At 49.5% G+C, this 665-nt stretch carries 1 pseudogene; it reads right to left on the bottom strand.

What is annotated here, in order from left to right:
- Positions 1–613: pseudogene (locus ACYVRA_RS07950) on the bottom strand (polyribonucleotide nucleotidyltransferase); the annotation flags it as partial.
- Positions 614–665 lie beyond the last annotated feature (52 nt).

Genomic DNA, 665 nt, shown 5'->3' with positions numbered 1-665 from the left:
CCGCAAGCTCGCTCAGTTTTTCCTGCGACGTGCAAAATTCCTTAATCGTGTGGTTGGCTTTATCAAGCGCCTGTATCATCAGCTCTTCGCTTACTTCTTTCGCGCCGCCTTCCACCATAGTGATGCCGTCTTTAGTACCGGCGACAATGATTTCCATTGTGGAATTTTCTATTTGTTCATAAGTGGGATTCACGACAAGCTCGCCGTCTATCTGGCACACTCGCACCCCGGCGACCGGCCCGTTAAATGGAATGTCAGAAATATGGACGGCGGCGGAAGACGCGATAATCGCTAAAATATCCGGCGGATTTATTTGATCGGTGGACAGGGTTGTCGGTATTAATTGAATTTCGCGCCCGAAGCTTTTGTCAAAGAGGGGGCGCATCGGCCTGTCGATAATGCGGGAGACAAGAATCTCCTTATCCTTTGGACGGCTTTCCCTTTTTATAAAACCGCCGCGAATCTTCCCCGCGGCGTAATATTTTTCGTTATAATCGACTGTAAGAGGCACATAATCCATGCCTTCTACCGGTTCATGTGATGAACAGACAGTGGCTATTACCGCCGACCCCGCGTATTGGGCAAAAACAGAACCGTTGGCCTGTTTTGCCATCCTGCCGGTTTCCAGAACTAAATCCTTTCCGGCGACTTGGAGCGTAACTTTT

This window comes from Treponema sp. R8-4-B8 (assembly GCF_054786175.1).
This window is presented reverse-complemented; position numbering and strand designations above follow the sequence as displayed.